This is a genomic window from Mycobacterium sp. SMC-4, assembly GCF_025263265.1.
Classification (GTDB): domain Bacteria; phylum Actinomycetota; class Actinomycetes; order Mycobacteriales; family Mycobacteriaceae; genus Mycobacterium.
The window spans coordinates 2,878,453-2,898,978 of the sequence record NZ_CP079869.1 but is presented as its reverse complement, the minus strand read 5'-3'; the positions used below and the strand labels follow the sequence as shown (position 1 = coordinate 2,898,978).

Genomic DNA, 20,526 nt, shown 5'->3' with positions numbered 1-20,526 from the left:
CTGGCTAACTGTCGGAGCCCTTGCTGGCACCGGAGCTCGCCGTGCGCTTGGAATCCGAGCTGTTACCGCTGCTGCCGGAGTCCCGCGACGACGAGTCCCGCGAAGAAGACGTCGACGTCGACGACGATTCCCGCGTCGAGGTCGAGCTCTCGTTGCCAGCGCGCTCGCTGGCCCGGGATTCCCTGGCCTCGCTACCGCGCTTGAACTTGTCGCGAACCGACTTCACCGCATCGGCGACCGGGTCGGACTTCTCGTTCGCGGTTTCCTTGGCCGCCTCGGTTTCCTTCGGGGTCTCCTTCGGAGTCTCGGCTTCCTGGGGAGCCTCGGTTTCCGCCGGGGTGGTGACCTCGGGCTCCGCAGGAGTCTCGGTCTCAACCGGGGTGGTGACCTCGGGCTCCGCGGGTACCTCGGTTTCGACCGGGGTGGTGACCTCGTCTGCGACCGGGGTGGTGTCCTCGGTCTTGGTCTGCGGAGTGAGGATGTCAGTCGCCTTGGCCTGGATGGCCTGCAGCGTCTTCGACAGATCGGACTCGGCGGCCGAGGTGTCCTCCGCGGTCGTCTCGTCTGTGGCGTCGGTCGTGTCAGAGACCAGCAGTGCCGCGGTGCTCTCCTGCGCCGCGCGCTGTTCCGGCGCCACATAGCCCGGCTCGAGGTAGTCCTCGGTGGGCAGCGGCAGACCGGTCGGCGTCTTGGCCTGCCAGGGGAACAGTGGCTGCCAGCCATCGTCGACCGGCTCCGGGAAGCCGTCCGACGGCTTCCAGCCCACCGGCATGAACGGGTCATACGGGTTGCAGTGCGGGCACAGGTATTTCGCGAATGGCCGGACGAAGTAGGCCGCCGTCGAGTACCGCGGATTCCAGATGTAGCTCTGCGGCATGAACGGGTTCCACATGATCGCCAGCGTCTCGGCGAACTTGCGGTAGGCGGTCATCTGCTCGTCGAACGACGGGAATTTGACCGGCTGCGGGTCGCCCATCAAGTAGTCCCAGAACGCCTTGTTGCCGGCGTTGGGATCGAGCTTGCGCGTTTCGCCGTGCCACCCGATGTAGCTGTTCGGATACAGCTGCATGCCCAGCTCGGTCGGCTTTCCGGTCGCTTCGTCATAGAGCGCCGGATCCCACTGGTCGGTCGGGTTGCCGTTCTCGTCCTTGATCTTGAAGTCTGCCGAGGCGTCCTCACCGAGCTCGTAGCCCCAGTAATTCTCGCGCGAACTGACCGGGTTCCACTTCGGGGTGCCCTCCGGTCCGTCCTCGGCGCCGTAGGTGAACCCATTGCCCAGGTAGAACGACAGCGGGTTGACCCGGAACATGCTGTTGAGCATGGACGCGGAATCGGGGCACGGCGGAAGGCCGGAGCAGCCGTAGTGCATGGGCAGGTTGGCGGCCATCCACGACTCGGTGGCCTCGCCGTACGGCTGCCAGAGCGGCTTGAACGGCACCATCAACGCAACGGTGGAGTAGGCCATGTCGACGTTTGGCGGATCCCAGCCCAGGACGTTGACCTGCGAGTAGACCCACCAGTTGCCGCTCTTGGCCCACGACTCGGCCCAGAAGTTGACGGCGTCGACATGCGCCTGCGGGGCGTTGAGCATCGCATTGATCAAGTTCGGCAGGATGTTGGCCGCACTGGCGGTCAGGTCCACATCCGCGGTGACAGTTCGCGCCTCTGGCTGTTGCGCCTGCGCGATTCCAGGTGTGACGGGAGTAACGGAGATGACACTGGCCCCCACCAGCGCAACGCCAGCCGTGACATACGAACGTACGGCAGCAGGCATGACGCCCCTTTCAGTTTCAGATTGCTGAGCGATGTTAGGACAGCCAGAACCGTATCCAAAAAGAGACCGAGTGTCTAGCAAACCAGCGAACGTTGTAACAATTGAATGCTTTGCTGACGCAACCGTCAGTTATCTCTGCAGCAACACACAGGCAAAGCAAAGCAGCGGACTGAACCAGCCAACACTGGCTGTGCGCAAATTTGACGCAGACTACGCCAGTTTCGGTAGCGGGCTTCGCCGGCTAATCGTCGCCCGGCGCACGAGCGTTACAACCCCCGGGCCCGGAGCCATTCGTCGATTCGGTTGCCGACAGCCATCCAGCCGGGTTCGAGCATCATATTGTGCCCCATATCGGGGAACAACTCGGCGCTCGTGCGGTATGCACGGGCTGTTTCGTGCACTTCGGCCTCGGTGACCGCGCCGTCGCACCGCGCGCCCAGCACCAGCACGTCGGTAGCTACCCGCTCCGGGCGAGGCCGGTCGTAGAGGCCGTCCAGGCCGGAGCGCGCGCTCTCCTCCTGCAGCCGTCGCACGCAGCCGGCAACCACCTCGTCGGGGGTGTGTGGGGAGAAGAACCGTTCCCTGGCGAGCTCCGGCGTACTGACGAAGGGCAACGACCGGCCGGTCACCGAGATCCGGGTGAAATGCCACGGGTGACGTCGCAACCAGCGCAACCCGGAGGCGAAATATCCCGAGGGCGGCATCGAGGCCATCAGCACCGCGGCCGGCGCGGTTCGGCTCTGCAGGTACTTCTGTACCAGGTAGCCGCCCATGGAGTGTCCGATCAGCACGGGAGCGGTCGGCAGCGCGTCGGCCGCCGCGGCGACGTCGTCGAGGTAGTCGGCGAACGAGCACCGACGCAACGGCTTGATGGTCGGGCTGCCACCGTGGCCGCGCAGGCTCACCGCGACGGCGTGATACCCGCGGTCGGCGAAGAAGTCCAGAAAATGGTCATCCCAGCACCACGCGGCATGCCAGGCGCCGTGCACGAACAACAACGGCGTGGGATGGGAATCGGTCGCGGAGCCTTTGGCGATGACCTCGAGTGCTTCGCGCACCACCCGATAGTACGGTCCATGGGGTGAGGCGTGATTTTCGGTTCGGTCTGCTGGACGGCATTGTCAACACCCGATTCTCGGCGTCGCTGCCTGCCACCAGCGCAGCCATGACCGCCGCCGCCACCGGGGCCGATTCACTCTGGGTCGGCGACCACCTCAACTCACTGGTCCCCCGGTCCCTGGCCACGCCGGAGCACCTCGGTGTCGGGGCCAAGCTGATTCCCAAAGTCGATGCGGTCTTGGAGCCGTGGACGATGCTCGGTCACCTCGCGGCGCGCAATCGGTTCCGCCGCCTGCGTCTGGGGGTCTGCGTCACCGACGCCAGTCGGCGCAACCCAGCGGTCACTGCGCAGGCCGCAGCCACGCTGCATCTGCTCACCCGCGGTCGTGGCCTGCTCGGCATCGGAGTCGGCGAACGGGAGGGCAATGAGCCCTACGGGGTCGAGTGGGCCAAGCCGGTGGCCCGGTTCGAAGAAGCGCTGGCGACCATTCGCGCGTTATGGGACAGCCGCGGTGAGCTGGTCACCCGCGATTCGCCGTACTTCCCGTTGCGCAACGCGCTGTTCGACCTTCCGCCGTACAAGGGCACCTGGCCCGAGATCTGGGTCGCCGCCCAAGGTCCGCGGATGTTGCGCCTGACCGGTCGCTACGGCGACGCGTGGGTACCGTTCACGATCTCGCGTCCCGCCGATTACGCGGAATCGTTGGCGGCGGTGCGCACTGCGGCCAGCGACGCCGGACGTGACCCGACGGCGATCGTTCCCGCGCTCAACCGCGCGGTGGTCTGCGGTCGCACCCGCGACGACGTCGACGAGGCGCTCGACGGCGTGCTGTTCAAGACGATGGCGCTGGCCGCCCCGGCCCATGCCTGGGCGCGGCACGGAGTCGAACACCCGCTCGGTGCCGATTTCGCCGGTGTGCAGGATCTGATCCCCCAGACGATGGACTACGAGTCGGCGCTCTCGCACATCAAGAAGGTGCCGGCGTCGCTGATGCGGGAGCTGTGCTTCCACGGCACACCCGATGAGGTGCTCGATCAGGTCGCCGAGTGGCGCGATGCCGGACTGCGCTACCTGCTGGTGATCAACGCCAGCCAGCTCAACCCGAAGCTGACCAAGGCGGTCTCGGCGAGCCTGCCGTTCGCGCGTGTGCTGCGCGGCCTCAAGAAGATGTAATCGCGTTTGCCCGGGCGGGCGTTACACGCGCCGCACATCGGTTGCGGACGGTCGGCCTGCCGGTCACCTCGCGTTGCGGTATTCGTCGACTCGGGCTCGGCCGGGGATTGCGTGCATCGCGGGTTCGGAGCGCGGGCACACTCTTACGGTGCCGTCAATAGATTGCCGATGTCGGTGCCGGTACTGGGGATTCGCCGGTGGCGCGCGACCTTACTGCTGGTGGTAGCGCTATCGGCGGCGCGAACGGCCAGCGCGGTCGGCGCTGGGGACCAGATCGGCGGCGCTCGGCATCGACATCAAAGAATTTGATCAATTTGCAGACTAGGTGCGGAGCAGTCGATAGGGTAAGTTTGCTGACCAAGCTCCGAACAGAGCCTTTCGATGTGGCGGGCAAGCCACGTCGTCTTCCGTGAATGCGAAAGGGGGGCTGTCGATGCTCGCATCGGTTCGCCCGTATGCCACTGCAGGCGTCGCGCTGGTGGGGGCCAGCGTCATGGCTGTTTCACCGATCACGGTGCCGCCGGCCCAGCCTGAGGTCCGCAGCGTCGAAGCCAGCGTCGCGCTGGCCGCGACCACCTCGTTGGCCTATGTGCCGATCAACCTGATCCACATGATGATCAATGCGCCCGGCAACTTCATCTTCGGGATGGAGCAGTTCGCCGCGGCCATGGAACTCAGCGGGGACTGGAACGCGTCGCACCCGTACAACGTGTGGGGTTGGGACGATGCCAACCCGATGCACACCTGGGGTCTGGTGAACATGTTCATGCCAATCCCGGCGATCTCCCGGCCGGTGGGCAAGCACCTGAACTGGTGGCTGACCGCCAATCTTCCGATGCACGAAGGCTGCACCTTCGACTGCCCAGACCTGCGCGGAATGCTCGACAAGATGTTCAAGGTGCCGATGTGGCACTTCTACCGGGAAGAGGGTTACACCTTCCCCGAAGTCATCAACCCGGTCGGTGGCTGGGAAACCGATTGGTCGCGGCGCACTGTCCAACTGGACCCGTTCGAGCCGGTCAAGTCGTTCTGGAACTTCCTGGTCTCCAAGCCGGAGGCGATCCATATTCCGAGCATGTACGAAGTGATCACCGCGTTCGCGAATCTCGCGTCGGCACTGCAGACCACCGGGCACTTGCCGAACTTCATCGCAGTCCGGGAGATCGAGACGTTCTTCAAGCTGTTCGTGCCCAAACCCAAGAACATCGCCCCCATTCCGCCGGTCGACCCGGAGGATCCGGCATACGACACCGACAGCGCCGAGCCGGCCGAACCCGCCGAGCAGAGCGAGGCCCGACTGGCCTCGACTCCAGCGGGCGTCGAGGATGTTCCCGAGGTGGCCCGCACCTTCACGCTGACCGTGGACACCGGTGCCCAGGCGCCCGCCGGTGATGCCAGCGACACCGAGCCGGTCGTCGCCCCGGTGGAGTCGGCCGACAAACCCGCCGTCGAACCGGAGACCGAGAAGGCCGAGACCGCCGAGTCGGAGGACGCGAAGGACGAGAAGGCCCAGACCGCCGACGATCTCAAGCCGGAGCCCTCCGAGAAGGCCGAGGAGTCGACGGCCAAACAGCAGACCGGTGGGCGGCACCGCCGAGTCGACGACGGCGAACGAAGCTGGAGCCGCTCTGTCGATCGGGTGGAGTCGAGCTTGTCGCGGGTCACCGAGACGTTCAAGCGATCAGGTGGCTCGAGCTCCGACAGCGACGGCTCTTCGTCGACCCGCTCCAGCAGGGCGAGTTCGGACTCCGCTGCTTGACCGACCCGACAAGAAAAGCCACGCGACATCGCGTGGCTTTTCTTGTGTCAGTCGACCGGTTACTCGGGTTCGCTTTCCCCGCGGCTCAGGCCTTCTCGAAGCAGTACACCCGGTAGGAGATCTGCCCGTTGGCCAGCTTGCGGTACAGATGTGAGCCCGGGGACACCACGATCTGGCGACCCAACGGGCGCAACAGCGCCGGCAGCGCGCGCTGGACGGTCTCCAGGTGCATGTCGGCGGTGTTCTCCAGGCCACGCAACACGTCGGCGTCGATGACGTGCTGATGGATGACCTTCAACGGAGACGCGGCGATGCCCTGCTCCCACTCCGCGATCTGGTCATCACTGCGCATATCGGTGTAGAGCATCCGCCCGCCCGGGCGCAGCACCCGGTGAACCTCGTCGAGGAAGCGGGTGAAGTTCAGGTAAACATGGGACGCCTCGACGTTGACAATGGCGTCGAACGACTCGTCAGCAAACGGCAGGTTCTCCGCGTCCCCCTGCACGAAATCCAGGTTCGGCAAAGTGTGGCGGCGTTTGCAGTAGGCGACGCCGTCGGGGTTGAAATCCAGGCCGGTGTAGCTGGCCGGATTGAAGGTGCGCATCAGGTAGGACGCGCCGCCGCCGTGACCGCAGCTGATCTCGAGGACCTTCTTGCCGGCCAGGTCGGTATCGGCCTGGGTGGCCGTGCGGTGGTAAAGCTGGATGCAGTACCGGTTGCGTTCGTCCTCAGGCGAGAGCTTCAGGCCCATGGGCGGGTCTTCCTCGTATCCCCAGTTGATGAACAGCACGTCCTCGTCGGCCATCCGGCGACTGACGAAGGGATAGAAGTACTTCCTGCTCAGCTTTCGCATGAACGGGAAATTGAGGCCCTTGGAGCCGACCACACGCTGGGCGATAGGGTTGTGTTCGGGCGCATCTTGAGCGGCGCCAACATTATTCGAGCGACGGGTCGACATGGCAGGCAGTATGCCAGGCACCTCAGAGCATCGGCAAACCTGTCGGCAAACTCCGGGTACCCGCGTGCGTTGGCCTCGATTGTCTTAAGATGCACCAGGGCGACGACGTCGGTCGTCCTCGCCACCTCGAGATATCCCGCGAGACGCAACGAGGCTGCTCGCCGCGACCCCCGTTTCGAGCCCCGATCGACGAGACGAGCAAACAAAGTTCGTTCGTTGCTAGATTTTCCTCAGCTACCTGGATACAGTGAGTCACCACCACACCCTGTTATCGAACCGCAACACTGGAGGGTTCCTCATGCGCCTCGGCCTTCGTTCGGCTGCCTTAGGCATTCTGTCCCCCGTCGCAGCCGCGGCCCTGGCTATGGGAACCATTTCCCCGGCGGGCGCCGTTTCCGATCCGTCGGAAATCCCGCCGCCGATCCCCAACTGCTCCATCGAGAGCACCTGCAAGGCCCTGATCCTCGGCGGTACCCTCACCGGCACCCTCGACGACGCCGCCATGAGCAGTATCCTCAGCGGCTACTTCGCCAACGACAACATCTTCACCCGGCAGAACGTCAGGTACCCCGGATCGGTCGACTTCCTGCCCTCGATCGGCATCGGGTCGATCTTGCTCTACGGCGCCATCGACGCGGCGATGCGGGCCAACCCCGACGAGCAGATCGTGGTCGCCGGGTTCTCCCAGGGTGCAGCGGTGGCCGACCAGGTGATGTACCGGTTGCTGCTGGAGAACAACGTTCCTGATCCCGACAAGCTGCGTTTCGTGCTGGTCGGCGATCCGTCGCGCAGCCCGAACAGCCCCAAGTTCCTGGCGCCCGACGTTCCCTACCACATCACCGTGATCAACGCCGAGTACGACGGCTTCTCCGATTACCCGGACCGGTGGTGGAACGGTTTGGCGGCGATGAACGCCACCTTGGGCATCTTCTACCTGCACATCCCCTCGCTGAACTCCGCGAATCTGGATGACGTTCCGCTGGAGAACATCACCGTCACCTACAACAGCCTCGGCGGATCGGTCACCCACTACCTCATCCCGACCGAGACGCTGCCGCTGGTGCGGTTCATGCCGTTCCTGGCGCCCTACGAGGACACCCTGCGCGCGATCGTCGACCGCGGCTACAGCCGCAACGACGACAAGAGCCCGCAGAGCGCGCTGCGCACGGTGTCGCGCCAGCTCGAGGAGCCGGCCGAGGTCGCCGACGACGCGCCGCAGCAGGACGCCGACGAGCAGGTCCAGGATTCGGCGGGCGCTCAGACGCCCAAGCCGGAACCGGAGTCCACCGAGCAGGCCGAGTCCACCGAGCAGGAACTGTCGGAGCAGCCGGCAGCCGAGACGAGTGAGCCGGCTGCCGAGCAGCCCGCCGCTGTCGTCAGCGAGGACGGTTCGGACGACACCCCGGCCGCCGAGGCCGGCGATTCGGACTCCGCGCCGACCGGGGCGCACCGGATCAAGCGCGGCAGCGAGCGCAGCTCCGTCGCGTCGATCAAGAACCGGCTCGCCCAGGAGGCCAAGGCCGAAGCCCAGAGCGAGTCGAAGGTCACCACCGACAACGACTCCTCGGCGAAGACCACGACGCAGCGCGCCGGCGACACCAACGACTCCAGCACCGGCTCGTCGCAGTCGAACGACAGCGGCGGCTCGGAGCGTCGCGGCAGCGACGCTGCCTGACCGCTGCGAAACATTTCCTTAGGTATCCTCGATACCACCAGGGAGATGACGCGCCTGAAGCGCTGAGCGCAGGGCCCGCCGTCGATCAGTTCTCGTCGGTAATGGATGGTTCAGCATGTCGCGGACGGCACAACAGTTCGGTTTCTCAGCAGCGGTTGCCACGCTGCTCGGTGCAGTGGCAGCGGGTTCGCTGTGGGCTGCCGCGCCGGCGGCGGGGCAACCGTGCTCGGACATCACCGTCGTGTATGCGCGCGGCACCGGCAGTCCCGCCGGTCCGGGGCCGGTCGGCCAGAACTTCGTCGACAAGCTGCGCGACCGCGTCGGTGGGCAGTCGGTAGATGTGCGGCCGGTGAACTATCCGGCAGCGTGGGACTTCCGACCGTCGGCCTCAGCCGGTGCCGCCGACGCCCGTGCACAGGTGGAATCGATCGCCGCGGCCTGCCCAGACACCAAGATCGTGCTCGGCGGCACGTCGCAGGGGGCCGGGGTGATCACGCTGATCACCACGGTTGACGGGCCGGTGCGAGGATTCGAGGCGGCGCCGCTGTCCTCGGAGGTCGCCGACCGCGTGGCCGCCGTCGTGGTTTTCGGCAACCCGGTGCGCAAGATGGCCGACGGCGGCCCGCTCAACGCGATCAGTCCGCGTTTCGGGTCCAAGACCATCGACTTGTGTGCCGGCGGTGACCCGTTCTGTTCTGACGGACTCGACTTCCTGGCCCACGGCGCCTATCCCCGCAACGGTATGACCGATCTGGCCGCGGATTTCGTCGCGGGCCGCGTCGGGTAACGCCCCTCAGAGGTCGGCGGGCCCGAACCAGGCCCGGTTGCCGTAGGTGTCGAGGTGGACCACCTCGTCGACCGGACGACGCGTGGTGGGCCCGTAGCGGCCCTTCGGCCATCCCAGCGGGATCACGCAGCATGGCGTCACCGACATCGGCAGCTTCAGGATGCGCCGCGCCGACGTCAGATTCCACAGCGGCAGCGTGATCAACGAGGCTCCGAGACCCATGGCCCGTGCTGCCAGCAGCAGGTTCTGCACACTCGGGTAGATCGAGCCGTAAAACCCCGACTCTGCTGCCGGGGGCTTCGGCGTGAACGGAATGCGGCCGTCGTGGGCGCCCAGCTTCAGGCAGGCGATGACCAGCACCGGGATCTCGGTGAAATGGTCGAGCTGCCACTCGATGGCTTTGACCGTCTTGGCCATCTCCGCGTCGTAGCCGGCGACATCGCGAACCTTGCTGTGGTAGAACGCCCACCACGCGATCCGGTACCGGCGTGCCAGTTTGGCCTTGATCCGCTCGTCCTTGACGACGATGAATTCCCAGTTCTGCCCGTTGGATCCGTTGGGCGCGCGCAGCGCGAGCTCGATGCACTTGAGCACCACCGCATCGTCGACCGGATCGGGTCGGACCCGGCGGATGGCGCGCTGCGTCAGCATCGCCTCCACCAGCGGCATGTCCAATCGAGCCAGCGCTTCCTCGGCGGTGGGGATGGGCTGCGGCGGTCGGGACTGCGGTTGACGCTCAGCCATGCGCGGCAATCCAATTCGTGGTGAAGCGCTGCGCCGCGGGGATCTCGTCGGCCAACGCGGAGACGATGAACTTCTCGACGGTGCCGCCCAGCAGCGGGATCTTGACCTGCAGCGTACCGGTGAAGCGCAGCCGGGATCCGGTGCCCACCGGGGTGATGAGCGCCGTCCCGGTGGCGCGCAGCGGGGCCCCGGTGGCCGTCACGACGGCGTCGCAGTGCAGCAGGTCCTCGGTGCGGCGCCACCGTTCTTGACGCATCACCCGCATACCGCCGGGAATGGCCTTGGCCAGCACGGTGGGCAACATCTCGCGGCCCATGTCCTGGGTGGTGGACACATGCACCGAACCGTCGGTGTCGACCGTCAGTGTGTCCAGCCGGATGGAGTCCTTGCCGAACTCGAAAAGGCGTGCCCGCCAATAGTCTTCGTTGCCGAAGGCCGCGTGGATGGCATCCACGTCGGCGGTCGAATCGGTGGAGACGTCAAAGGGTCGCGGCACGAATGCTCCTCGGGTGAACAGGAACCGTCATCTCTTGCCGAACACCTTGTCGGCCAGGCGGGCGGAAAACCGGCGCGCTTCCTCGACCTGTTCGTCACTGATGTTGGTCGGAGGCAGTTTGACGCCCAGATAACGCTCCTTGTACTCCCCCGATCCCAGATAGCTGGTCAGCGACAGCATCGACGACAGTTCCCCACCCGGATAGGTGAAATGAATGCTGTCGACGAAGCGGCCGCCCTTCTGCTCGGCGAGCTTGCGCACCCCTTTGAGGTTCTTGCGCCACTTGCGCCGGCACACCACGTACACCGCGAACGGTGTGCCCTCAAGCAGTGGTCGGGCCTCATGGGACACCAGGAAGCTGCGCAGCGGCATCGACACGGTGTCCCACCACGTCGGCGACCCGATGCAGATGAGGTCGTAGTCACCGGTGCGAACCTCATCGGGGGTGCGGATGTCGCCGGTCACCCCCCGCGTCTGGGCCGGCAGCACGCTGAAGAAATCCGGCCACACCCGGCGCATCGGGAAGCGGCTGAACTTCTCCGAGTACTTCGGGTCGGTGAACTCGATCAGGGCGCGATCGACGAGGTAACCGCGCTTGCGGAACACCTCCTCGGCCGCGTCGAGCACCTTCCCCGTCTGACCGGTGTAGCTGTAGAAGAGCAGCAGAACGCGCGGTTTCCGGTCGTCGTCGCGGTTGCCGGCATCCGCGCTCATCGCCATCCTCTGCTCATGGTGCGTCCTCCCTTGTGCCCGTCTCCCAGGCGTCGATGTCTGCCCCGACGTGCCGAACGTCGGCTCCGGCGAATAGCCTCACATACGTGACGAACAAAGTTTCCGTCGACCTGACCGGCCCGGCAAAGACCATGCTATCCACCCTGTACCTCAAGGCGCTGGACGCCGATTTCGAGCAGCCGGTCCTCGGCGACGAGTTCGCCAAAGGCGCGATCGAACGCATCGACTTCAACTGGGAAGAGTTGGGCATCACCAGCGGGTGGGCGCCGCTGTTGACGGTGCGCACCGCGCAGTACGACATCTGGGCGCGCCAGTTCCTGGCCGCGAACCCACGGGCCACCGTCATCCACCTGGGCTGCGGGATGGACACCCGGGTGTTCCGCCTCGATCCCGGCCCGGACGTGCAGTGGTACGACGTCGACTTCCCCGGTGTCATCGAACTGCGTGAGAAGGTCTACCCGAGCCGGCCGAATTACCACCTGATCGCCAGCTCGGCGACCGATCCGTCGTGGCTTGAGCAGATCCCCGCCGACCGTCCGGTGCTGTTCCTGGCCGAGGGCATCAGCATGTACCTCACCGACGAGGAGGGCATCGCGCTGCTGCGCCGGGTGGTGGAGCGCTTTGCCTCCGGCGAGGTTCAGATCGACTTCTTCAACTGGCTGGCCATCAAGTCGCAGAAGACCCAGACCCTGGTGCGGCGCTCGAATTCCACGCTCTACTGGGCGGTCAACCGTCCCGACGACATCCTGCAGCAGGTTCCGGGGTTGCGGCTGCTGGCGGCCACCACACTCTTCGATGCCAGTACCTTCGACCGGGTCACCGGCATCTTCCAGGTGGTCAAACGGCTGGTACGGGTGGTTCCGGCACTGCGCAAATCGTTGCAGTACCACCGCTACGCGTTCGGTGACGCCGGCTGAGGCCCTCAGGCGACAGTGTGCATCGAGGCGAACTGCTTGAGCAGCGCCTCGATCGCGGCGATCGAACGTTCGGGCTTGGGTCCGTGCGAGTGGTATTCCACCATCAGCTGCCCGTTGAAGATCTTGCTGGTGTAGATCTCGATGCCGGCGTTGACCTGGAAGTACAGCTCACCGTGGCTGGCGGTGAGCTCCAGGTCGGCCGGCGTGCGCATCGGCGGGATGACCCCGTTGTCGGTGAACATCACCACGTCGGGCATGCCCGGCGGGTTGCCCACGTACTGCGGTGAGAAGTGCAGCATCGACTGCTGGATCACGCCCTCGCTCAGGTCCTTGCGGAAGGTGTCGACGATGTCGCGGGCCAGCTCGACCGGATCGGTGCGTTCCGAGATCTCCGCGAGGTACGTCGCCACCCCGACCGGGTTGGTGCAGGCCGTCGCCGAGACTGGCGGCGAGAGAACATAACGCAGGTCGACCGGATAGACGTAGGGCACCGGGATCTTGGGTGTGCCGCGCAGCTGCCATTCGGCCATCAGGATCGCGGCCGACAGCAGACCGTTGACACCGAGCTTCTGTGAGCGGCTGAACGCGATCAGATTCTCGGTTTCGGCGGTGCTCAACTTGCAGTACACCATCGGTACCCGCATCGGAAACGGCGGCGTCTCGGTCGAAGCGGCACGCCGCGACGGCGGCAGGTCGTAGGTGAACATCGCGGCCATCAACCGCTCCAGGCCCGAGCGGCCCTTCTTCTCCACACCACGATCGCTCAGCACCGTTTCCAGCGAATCCGGTGCGGGCGCAACGGTGATCGGGCGCATCGTGCCGGAGGTCACCAGATCGGTGTAGTTGGCGAGCATCTTCTCGATGAGGCTGAACTGGTGTTGCCCGTCGGCAAGGCTGTGGTGGATGTAGAGGACGATCTGGGTTTCCTCGCCGCGGCGAATCACCCGGCAGGCCACCAGTGCCTGCGTTTGGTCGAAAAAGATGGGCGGGGCATCGGCTGCTGGATCGTCGAGCTCGATCACCTCGATGCCGGGATGCAGCAGATCGTCGACGACGATCGCGTAGCGGCCGTCGGCGTCCTGTTCCAGGTGTCCGCCCAGGGCCGGATGTGCCTGCAGCATCGCGTCGAACGCCGTCGACATCGCGTCGATGTCCACCGGACCTCGCACCGTGGCGCCCAACCCGATGAAGTTCTGGGATTCGGCGTACATCTCCTCGCTGCGTGCCAGCTTTCGGATCACCGATGACGGAAACACTTCACGACTCCCTGAGAAGATACGAGCACGGTCTGCGCGGTTCGCCGGAGCGCGCTACCGCATGCTGGCGCGGCGATATCCGACCGTCAACGGTACCGCGCACACCGCGATGATCCCCACCGACCAAGCCACGGTGCCCAGGAACGGTTGCAGCACCGGTCCGCCGATGGACAGTCCCCGCATCGTCTCGACGACGTAGCTGACCGGCTGATGCTCGACGATCGGCTGGATCCAGTCCGGGTACTGACTCAGCGGCACCAGACCGGTGCAGAAAAACATCGTGGTGGCCGCCAACAGGTCGGTGGCCTCCACGGCGATGGTGTTGGCCGAGTACAGCGCCAGCAGGATCACCACCACCGAGAACGCCATGCCGAAGATGACCGGGATGAACACCCAAGCCACCGCGCTGAGCAGACCCTTCTCGAAGCGGAAGCCCATCACCATGCCGGCGCCCATGATCACCAGGGTGGTGACGAAGATGCGGATCGCGTCGGCGGCCAGCCGCGACAGCAGACCGGACGCGCGGTGCACCGGCATCACCCACAGCCGGGACAGCAACCCGTCGTCGCGTTCCCGCATCACGCCGATGGCGCCGATGATCGCGCCGGTCATCGCGCCGATCATCGCGATCAGCGGCACGCTGCCATATAGCGCGCTCTCACCGGTGACCGCCGAGACGCCGTCCTCGAAGACGATGTGGATGGTGATCAGCAGCACCACCGGCATGGCCAGCGACTGCGACATCGTCGACACGTCGCGGCTCCACCGCCGCAGGATGCGTGCGGTCAGTACGAAGGTGTGCAGCAACAACCGCCGCGGCGAGTTCTCCCACGCCTCAGGCATGCGGTGGCGTCCGGCGCCGTTGCCGTCGCGGATGTCGCCGGGATCGGCCGGCCACAGTTCGGTGACGTTGCGGGGGTCACCCGTTGCCAGGGAGGTCATTGGCGCCTCGCAGCGATCAGTCTGTGCAGCGGTATCAGCACCGCGATGATCGCGACCGCCCAGATCAGCGCGGGCCCGATCACCGACCAGCTCACCTGCGGCGCCGTCGGGGTGGTATCTCCGGCCAGAGCGCGCAGCGCATACACGAACTGCGACACCGGTTGGTTGCGCACGAACGGCTGAATCCACTCGGGGAACCGTTCGACCGGCTGCACCCCCACCGACAGAAATCCGAAGATCAGCTGTGGCAACAGGATCAGATGCGTGGTGGCCTCGGGGTTCTCGGTAGCGGTGCCGATGAAGTCACCGAGCAGCGAGAGGGCCACACCGACCAGCAGAGCCAGCCCGCAGAAGGCCGCGATATAGGCGATGCCGTTGTGGAAGCGGAAGCCGATGACATGGCCGCAGGCCAGCGAGACCACCATGGCCACCGTGCAGCGGTACATGCTCGCCGACATCCGCGACGTCAACGGGGTCAGCGCCGGAATGGGCATCGCCTTGAACCGCCGGTTGATACCCAGGCCCGCATCGCTGGCCGAGCGGAACGCCGCCGACACCGCGGCGAACGTGATCGCGACGATCACCACCATCGGCGTGAGGAACTGCGCGTAGCTGCTCATCCCGGTCACCCCGCCGGTCATCTCCTTGAGCGGGATGTAGAAGCCGATGGTGAACATCACCGAGCTGGCCACCAGGGTGGCCACCTCGCCGTTGCGCAGCGACGGGGTGATCATGCGCAGCGTCAGCACCCACCACTGCTGCAGTGCCGAGGTCTGTGGGCGTGCGCCCAGACCGGCCACCGCGTTCGACGTCACGGCACCGCCTCGGCGACAACGGAATCGGCGGAATCGGCGTCCTTGCGGGCGTCGTCGCCGTCGGTCGCCTCGGCCGGGGTCGGCTGTTGCCCGGTCAAAGCCAGGAACACCTCGTCCAGTGAGGGCCGGCGCAACGCGATGTCGAGCAGTTCGATGTTCGCCTCGTCGAGTCGGTGCAACGCCTCCATCAGCGTGTTCGGGCCGTCGGGCGCGGGGATCGAGATGCGGTCGGCGCCCTCGGCCAAGGCCGCCCGGTTGCGGTCGGGCAGCAGAGTGCCCAGCGCCGCGGCCATGGCCGTGGTGTCGGACAACCGGCGCGGCACGATTTCGCAGAACGTTCCGCCGGTGCGCTCCTTGAGCTCGTCGGCGGTGCCCTCGGCGATGATCGTGCCGCCGTCGATCACGATGATCCGATCACTGAGGGTGTCGGCCTCTTCGAGGTACTGGGTGGTCAGCAGTGTCGCGATGCCGGCTTCTTTGAAGTCGTTGACCAGCTCCCAGATGCTCTGCCGGCTGCGGGGATCCAGTCCGGTGGTCGGTTCGTCGAGGAACACCACCTCCGGACGCACCACCAACCCGCAGGCGATGTCGATCCGCCGCCGCATACCGCCGGAGAATGTGCTCACGCTGCGGTCGCCGGCGGCCACCAGGTCGAAGTGCTCAAGCAGCTCAACGGCGCGGGTGCGTGCTTCGGCCTTCTTCAATCCACGCAGCCGGCCGAACATCACCAGGTTCTCGCGGGCGGTCAGCATGTCGTCCAGTGCGACGTGCTGACCGGTCAGCATGATCGACTCTCGCACTCCGGCAGGGTTTTTCCGCACGTCGTGACCGGCGACCATGGCTTCTCCGCCATCGGGCTTGGTCAGCGTCGACAGGATGCTGACCGTCGTGGTCTTGCCGGCACCGTTGGGGCCGAGCAGACCCAGCACCTCACCCTTACCGACCTCGAAGGTGATGTCGCGCAATGCGTCGACCGACCCGAACGACTTCTTCAGGTCCGAGACGACGACTGCCTTGTCCGAGCCGGTCACGGCTGCTCCTCCTGGGCTGCTGTCATGACAGGTCCACCAATGCGAGTTCGTCGCCTCCGGACTCCATCTCGTTTTCTGCCAGCGCTTCCCGGGTCAGGTCCAACAGCGCGGTCGAGAACTGCCCGGCCAGCGATTCGACGTCGGTGGGACCCAGGCGCCGGCTGTCATACCACCAGTCCAGATGCAGCACCCCGCCGGAGCGGTAGACCCGCAGCTCGATCGGGTGACCCAGCCCGGACACCGAGTCGCGCACCGGCATCGCGGTGTCGCTGTCGAAACGCACCGGCGCGTCGTCGGGTTGCTCGCCGGGCACTTCGGGGATGGTGCCCATGTGCGAGACCAGGATGTCGGCCGGGCGGGTGTTGCCGAGCACCCGTGCGGTCGGGGCGTAGTTGTAGCGCAGCAGGCCGTAGCCGATGCCGTAGTGCGGCACCGCCGTCAAGGTGGCTCGGACGTCCTCGAGTAGTTGGCCGGCACCGGCGTTGTGCTCCGAGGCGCTGCGCAGCAGCACCGGGTGCACGGTGGTGAACCAGCCGACCGTGCGCTGCAGATCGACATCGGGCTTGAGCACCAGCCGCCCCCGGCCGCCCAGGTCCACGGCCACGGCGCCCTCGCCGACGGTCGCGGCCACGGTGCGGCTCAGCGCGGCGAGCAGGATCTCTTCCACCGGGAGACGCAGGCGCCGGCGGGCGTCGTCGACCTCGCCGGTCTCGGCGACGGTCAATCCCGCCGACAACCGCAACATGTCCTCGGCCCGCGGTGGTTCGGCGGCCTCGGTGCTCACCACGGTGACGGTGGCCGCGGTGGCCGTCTGTACCCAGAAGTCGCGGCTTTCCAGCACCGCCGGATGGGTCGCCAGCGTCGCGCACCGCTGGGACCATTCCCGCCACGACGTGTTGACCGGGGTCAGCGAGATCTCTTCGCCGGCGAGCACCTGGTGGATCGCGGTGAAGATGTCGGTGACCAGGATGTCGCGCGAGGTCTCGTCGCCGGCGATTCCGTGCACGCTGATGGTCAGGTAGTTCGACCCGCCCGGCACGCCGTGCACATACCCTGCGGTGAGTGGGGCGGTCAGCAGTTGGTGCTCGGCGATCTGCTCGGTCAACACCGCCAGCACTGCCTCGCGCTCCTGCGGACTTCCCGCGGCCACCCCGTCGGGCAGTGAATGAATCGCCATGTCGGCGAACTCCCCCGGCTCGGCGATCCGCTGCTCCCAGGTGCCGGCGTGTTCGACGATGTGGGCCCGTAGTACGTCGTGATGGTTGGCCACCGCCGACAGAACCGCGCGCACGGTGTCCACCCCGACATCGGAGCGCAGTGCCAGCACGACCGGCATGCGCCAGCGGCCGCCGTCGCGCAGACCGTGTTCGAGGAAGTGCGCGACGTTGGGTGGCACCGGCGGGTTGGCGTCCTCGGTCAACGAATGGCGGGCCAGTCCGCCCTCGGCGTACCGCGCGATGAGCACTCGCGCCAGCGATGCGATCGTCTGGTTCTCGTAGAGGTCCTGCGGCGTCAGGTCCAGTCCCTGCTTGGATGCCGTCATTGCCACGCTGATCGCGATCAGCGAGTCGCCGCCGAGCTCGAAGAAGTTGGCGGTGGTGTCGACCGACGCCACACCGAGACACTGCGACCAGATGCCCTGCAGTGCCGCCTCCATCTGCGACTTGCTGCTGGTGGCCGTGGCGCCACTGCCACCAGAGCCGGCTGCGGCACCGTTGGTCGCGGCACGGCCGGACAGCCACGCCGCATTCGCGTTGTGCTCGATCCAATGCCGTTGCCGCTCGAAGGGATAGCCGGGCAGCGAGATCAGCTGCGGATGCGGCCCGGACAGCGGGGTCCAGTCCACGTCGACACCGGCGGCCCACAACTGACCCAGCGCCAGCAGGAACGTGTCGCGGTCACTGCGATTCTGCGCCTGGTGCCGCATCAACCTCACCGCGCGATGGTTGGCCGACCACTTCGGGTGGCGCCCCGCCGACGAGGTCAGCGCCCCGCCCGGACCCACCTCGACGATGACCCGGTTCGGGTCGGTCAACAGCAGGTCGAGCTCGTCGGCGAAGCGGACCGTGGCACGGATCTGACGTGCCCAGGTGGTCGGGTCGGTGGCCTCGGCCGCCGACATGGGCGCGCCGGTGACGTTGGACAGCAACGTGATCTGCGGGGGATTCAATGTCAGCCGCGACATGAACGCCGAGAATTCCGGGATCACCGGATCCATCAACCGCGAGTGAAACGCGTGCGCGGTACGAACCCGGCGGGCGACGATGCCTTTCTCGGCCAGCCGCGCCTGGAAGCTGCGGATGGCCTCTTCCGATCCGGCCACCACGCAGTTGCCCGGGTCGTTGACCGCCGCCAGATCCACGTCGTCGGCCAGATATTCGGCAACCGCCTCCGGGCTCAACGCGACCGCGACCATCACGCCCCGCGCCGAGGCGTGCATCAGCCGCGCCCGCATCGCGACGGCCTTGACCGCGGTGGGCAGGTCGAACACACCGGCAAATGCCGCGGCGGCGTACTCGCCGATGCTGTGACCGGCCAGCGCCGAGGGGCGCACCCCGTAGGACTCGATGAGCTTGGCCAGTGCGTACTCGACGGTGAACAGCGCCGGCTGGGCGCGATCGGTGCGCTCCAAATCGCGCCCAGCGCCGTCGAACACCTCGGCGCGCAGGTCGTAGCCCAGTTCCTGACCGAACGCGGTGGCGCACGCGTCGAAGTGTTCGGCGAAGACGGGCTCGGTGTCGTAGAGGCCGCGTGCCATGCCGATGTGCTGGGCGCCCTGACCGGGGAACAGGAACACGATGCGGTCGTCGGCGGCCTCGGTCTGGGGCTCCGGGCCCGAACCGACGAAGACATTGTCGTGTTCGTCGTTAACCAGGACTGCGACCGCGTGCTGTTGGTCGTCGACCACCGCGGCCAGCCGGTGGGTCTCGGTGCGGCGGCGGGTCAGCGTGTAGGCGGCGTCGGCAAGGTCGACGTCGTCCTGTGCGGACAGTTCGTCGGCCAGCGCGCTGCGGGCCTGGGCCAGCCCCTCGGCGGTGCGTGCCGACAGCACCAGCACCTGCGGCCCACTGCGCGCCGGCGCCGGCGCCGTCGCCGGCGCTTCCTCCAGCACGATGTGGGCGTTGGTGCCGCCGACGCCGAACGAGCTGACACCGGCGCGGCGGACACCGTCCCAGTCCCAGGGACCATCCTCGGCGCGCACTAGGAACGGGCTGCGATCCAGGTGCAGTTCCGGGTTCGGGCTGGTGTAGTGCAGCGTCGGCGGGATCGCCCGATGCTTCAGGCACATGACGGCCTTGATCAGGCCGGCGATGCCCGCCGCCGTCTCGAGGTGACCGATGTTCGACTTCACCGATCCGATGTAGCAAGGGCCGGAACGCTTCTCGGCGGCCAACTCGAAGGCCTGGCGCAGCCCTTCGATCTCGATCGGGTCGCCCAGCGGGGTGCCGGTGCCGTGCGTCTCGACGTATCCCACCGTCGACGCATCGACCTCGGCCACCGCATGGGCCTCGGCGATCACCTCGGCTTGCCCGAGCGCATTGGGGGCGGCGTAGGTCATCTTCGTCGCGCCGTCATTGTTCAGCGCCGACCCGCGGATCACCGCGTGGATGCGGTCGCCTTCGTCGAGGGCGTCGGCCAGCGGCTTGAGCACCACCACACCGACCCCGCTGCCGAAGATCGTGCCGTCGGAACGGACGTCGAACGGCCGGCAGTGGCCGGTCGGCGAGACCATCGTGCCCTGCTCGTACCAGTAGCCGACCTTGTGCGGGATGCGGATCGACGAACCGCCGGCCAGTGCGATGTCGCATTCCCCGTTGAGGATGCTCTGGCAGGCCAGATGCACCGCGACCAGCGACGACGAGCATGCGGTGGCCACCGAGATGGCCGGGCCGCGCAGGTTGAGCTGATGAGCCACCCGGGTGGCCAGGTGATCCTTGTCGTTCTGCAGTGACAGGTTGACCATGTCGAAGCTCGCACCCTGGCCGATCACCATGGCGGGGTCGTACTGCGACATCAGGTTGTGCAGCAGGTAGCCACTCGTGGAGCTGGTGCCGAAGACGCCGACCGTGCTGTCGATCACGCCCGGGTCATACCCGGCGTCTTCCAAAGCATGCCACGCGGACTGCAGGAAAAGCCGATGCTGCGGGTCCAGCGTGCGGGCGGTGGCCGGGGTGAATCCGAAGAACTCGGCGTCGAACTCTTCGATCCCGGTCATCAGGGCAGCGCGGCGCACATACGAGCGGTTGGCCAACGTCTGCTCGGTGACACCGCTGTTGAGCAGCTCGTCCTCGGACAGGTCGACGATCGATTCCACCCCGAGGCGCAGGTTGCGCCAGAACGCCGACACCGACTCGGCGCCGGGAAACCGCCCCGCCATGCCGACGATGGCGATGGCGTTGTCGGGCA

Annotated in this window: 16 protein-coding genes; 5 read left to right on the top strand and 11 right to left on the bottom strand. The window is 66.6% G+C overall.

Features of this window, described 5'->3' with window-relative positions:
• Window positions 1-4 precede the first annotated feature (4 nt).
• Both KXD98_RS13790 and KXD98_RS13785 read right to left on the bottom strand, forming a co-directional pair.
• A complete protein-coding gene (locus KXD98_RS13790; protein ID WP_260758960.1) occupies window positions 5-1,642 on the bottom strand; it encodes a hypothetical protein in 1,638 nt (545 codons plus the stop codon).
• Window positions 1,643-2,040: 398 nt separating this feature from the next.
• Window positions 2,041-2,832 carry an alpha/beta hydrolase gene (locus tag KXD98_RS13785; protein ID WP_260758959.1) on the bottom strand — a complete coding sequence of 264 codons (792 nt, stop codon included), beginning with the start codon at window positions 2,830-2,832 and terminating at the stop codon, window positions 2,041-2,043.
• 23 nt (window positions 2,833-2,855) lie between these two features.
• On the opposite strand from KXD98_RS13785, the gene KXD98_RS13780 reads away from it, so the two are divergent.
• A complete protein-coding gene (locus KXD98_RS13780; RefSeq protein ID WP_260758958.1) occupies window positions 2,856-4,007 on the top strand; it encodes an LLM class flavin-dependent oxidoreductase in 1,152 nt (383 codons plus the stop codon).
• Between the two features lie 433 nt (window positions 4,008-4,440).
• Window positions 4,441-5,766, top strand: a complete 1,326-nt coding sequence (locus KXD98_RS13775; protein WP_260758957.1) for a hypothetical protein — start codon at window positions 4,441-4,443, stop codon at window positions 5,764-5,766.
• A gap of 85 nt (window positions 5,767-5,851) precedes the next feature.
• Here KXD98_RS13775 and KXD98_RS13770 read toward each other — a convergent pair whose 3' ends face one another.
• Window positions 5,852-6,619, bottom strand: coding sequence for a phthiotriol/phenolphthiotriol dimycocerosates methyltransferase (locus KXD98_RS13770; RefSeq protein ID WP_260758956.1), 768 nt, complete (start codon window positions 6,617-6,619; stop codon window positions 5,852-5,854).
• Window positions 6,620-7,088: 469 nt separating this feature from the next.
• Here KXD98_RS13770 and KXD98_RS13765 point away from each other — a divergent pair, with 469 nt between their 5' ends.
• Together KXD98_RS13765 and KXD98_RS13760 are read left to right on the top strand one after the other, a co-directional pair.
• On the top strand, window positions 7,089-8,399 hold the full coding sequence (locus tag KXD98_RS13765; RefSeq protein ID WP_260758955.1) for a PE-PPE domain-containing protein: 1,311 nt from the start codon (window positions 7,089-7,091) through the stop codon (window positions 8,397-8,399).
• Window positions 8,400-8,514: 115 nt separating this feature from the next.
• Window positions 8,515-9,186 carry a cutinase family protein gene (locus tag KXD98_RS13760; RefSeq protein WP_260758954.1) on the top strand — a complete coding sequence of 224 codons (672 nt, stop codon included), beginning with the start codon at window positions 8,515-8,517 and terminating at the stop codon, window positions 9,184-9,186.
• Between the two features lie 6 nt (window positions 9,187-9,192).
• Here KXD98_RS13760 and KXD98_RS13755 read toward each other — a convergent pair whose 3' ends face one another.
• The 3 genes from KXD98_RS13755 to KXD98_RS13745 are packed head-to-tail and all read right to left on the bottom strand — an operon-like array spanning window position 9,193 to window position 11,140.
• Entirely contained in the window at window positions 9,193-9,930 is a 738-nt protein-coding gene (locus tag KXD98_RS13755) for a nitroreductase family protein (protein ID WP_260758953.1), read from the bottom strand.
• Complete coding sequence (locus tag KXD98_RS13750; RefSeq protein WP_260758950.1) at window positions 9,923-10,426, bottom strand: DUF2505 domain-containing protein; 504 nt, start codon at window positions 10,424-10,426, stop codon at window positions 9,923-9,925. Before KXD98_RS13750 ends, KXD98_RS13755 begins: the two co-directional genes overlap by 8 nt.
• 27 nt (window positions 10,427-10,453) lie before the next feature.
• Window positions 10,454-11,140, bottom strand: a complete 687-nt coding sequence (locus KXD98_RS13745) for a flavodoxin family protein (RefSeq protein ID WP_260758949.1) — start codon at window positions 11,138-11,140, stop codon at window positions 10,454-10,456.
• Between the two features lie 104 nt (window positions 11,141-11,244).
• Here KXD98_RS13745 and KXD98_RS13740 point away from each other — a divergent pair, with 104 nt between their 5' ends.
• Window positions 11,245-12,075: a class I SAM-dependent methyltransferase gene (locus tag KXD98_RS13740; protein ID WP_260758948.1), complete on the top strand. Its 831-nt coding sequence runs from the start codon at window positions 11,245-11,247 to the stop codon at window positions 12,073-12,075.
• Window positions 12,076-12,080: 5 nt separating this feature from the next.
• Here the strand turns inward: KXD98_RS13740 and KXD98_RS13735 are convergent, their stop codons facing one another.
• The 5 genes from KXD98_RS13735 to KXD98_RS13715 form a co-directional block, all read right to left on the bottom strand.
• Window positions 12,081-13,331, bottom strand: a complete 1,251-nt coding sequence (locus KXD98_RS13735; RefSeq protein ID WP_260758946.1) for a phthiocerol/phthiodiolone dimycocerosyl transferase family protein — start codon at window positions 13,329-13,331, stop codon at window positions 12,081-12,083.
• Window positions 13,332-13,385: 54 nt separating this feature from the next.
• A complete protein-coding gene (locus tag KXD98_RS13730) occupies window positions 13,386-14,174 on the bottom strand; it encodes an ABC transporter permease (RefSeq protein WP_260765191.1) in 789 nt (262 codons plus the stop codon).
• A gap of 95 nt (window positions 14,175-14,269) precedes the next feature.
• On the bottom strand, window positions 14,270-15,088 hold the full coding sequence (locus tag KXD98_RS13725; RefSeq protein ID WP_260758945.1) for an ABC transporter permease: 819 nt from the start codon (window positions 15,086-15,088) through the stop codon (window positions 14,270-14,272).
• Window positions 15,085-16,119, bottom strand: a complete 1,035-nt coding sequence (locus KXD98_RS13720; RefSeq protein WP_260758943.1) for an ATP-binding cassette domain-containing protein — start codon at window positions 16,117-16,119, stop codon at window positions 15,085-15,087. The genes KXD98_RS13725 and KXD98_RS13720 overlap by 4 nt, the downstream gene beginning before the upstream one ends.
• Window positions 16,120-16,141: 22 nt before the next feature.
• Window positions 16,142-20,497, bottom strand: coding sequence for a type I polyketide synthase (locus tag KXD98_RS13715; protein WP_260765190.1), 4,356 nt, complete (start codon window positions 20,495-20,497; stop codon window positions 16,142-16,144).
• Window positions 20,498-20,526: the final 29 nt, after the last annotated feature.